Source organism: Akkermansia sp. N21169 (assembly GCF_029854675.1).
Taxonomy (GTDB): Bacteria; Verrucomicrobiota; Verrucomicrobiia; order Verrucomicrobiales; family Akkermansiaceae; genus Akkermansia.
In genome coordinates, this window is the sequence record NZ_JARWNC010000034.1 from 104220 (window position 1) to 105568 (window position 1349).

Annotated in this window: 1 protein-coding gene; it reads left to right on the plus strand. The window is 40.8% G+C overall.

From position 1 onward, the window contains the following. Nucleotides 1-56: 56 nt before the first annotated feature. On the plus strand, nt 57-539 hold the full coding sequence (locus tag QET40_RS04930; RefSeq protein ID WP_280126057.1) for a GNAT family N-acetyltransferase: 483 nt from the start codon (nt 57-59) through the stop codon (nt 537-539). The last annotated feature ends 810 nt before the right edge of the window (nt 540-1349 follow it).

A 1349-nucleotide genomic window follows, 5' to 3' on the forward strand; every position in this document is an offset into this window, starting at 1 on the left:
CGCGAGTTTGTCATTTTGGGATTCACGGCAGGCGGTGAACCGTATAGCATCATTCCATGTTTGACATGCTGGTTCGCCTTTACGACCTTCCTGACGTTTCCTCCTCGATCAACGAACTGAAGGGGCAGGGGATTCTGATCCGTCGTCCGGGCGCCTACGAACGCCATATCGTGACCGACTGGGTCGGAAGGACGTTCAGCCCCAAGTGGGTCAGCGAAACGAAGGTCGCTTTCGGACGTCAACCCGTTTCATGCTTCATTGCCACGTGCGACAGCCGGATTGTCGGCTTCGCATGCTACGATGTAACGGCTCGCGGTTTCCTTGGCCCCATGGGAACCGATCCTTCCGTACGCAGGAGTGGACTTGGCAAAGCCCTTCTGGTGACTGCCCTCGGTGCCCTGAGGGACATGGGGTTTGCCTACGCCTTTATCGGAGGTGTTGGTCCGGCGGAGTTTTATGCCAAAACCGTCGGTGCAGTTCCGGTGGAAGGCAGTACTCCCGGTATCTATATCGATATTCTGCCTGATCCGGAATTGTAGGAACGGCTTCCCTTTCTCGTGGAAATCATGAGAGAATCCAGAAGAAGTTGTGATATGGTGTCCTGGCTAATAAATATCCAACTTCATGATGGATATTAGATTTAACTGATCGGAATTCTCCTTTTGTCCGATGCGGAAATGTGGGTATTTTATGAATGCCCATAAATATGTATTGTTTTTGATGTTAAATCCATCATATGACAAATAACTGCAGTGAATTTTCATTTCTGTCGTCTTTTTCATAAGAGTTTTTTCTGCAAATATAAGCCCTTTAATAGGATGATGATATTTTTATAATGAATAGAGAAATGTTTCTTGTAAATTTAAGATAATAAAAATATCGGATATATTGTTTGTAACTAGCGGATTTAACATCCGTTGACAAGGATAAACAACCCGGCAAGACACATTTAGTTTGATGTTTTTATGAAAAACGCCCTTCTCTCTTTCTATCTAACTCAACCACGGGCTAGTAAAAGCGATGGATTTAGGCATTATAAACAAACGTTTGTGTTGTTTTTTCGTGTATGTTTTATTGATTGATGCATTGATTTAATCGAATCTCGCCCTTTTCTCTATTTTATATTTTCATAATAAATTGATATATAATATATTGTGTCCATTTATCGGATGCATTGTATTTAATTTTAATCTTTTGTTTTGCGTGTTTTGAAAATAAATTTTAACAGACGTTGAAAAATTGGAAAATTTATAAAAATAGGCAATTTAAATAAATTAATTACAAAACAAATAATTAGCGGATGTTAAAACCGTCAGACTACGTGCGGTACCTTCTAACTAGTCAGATTT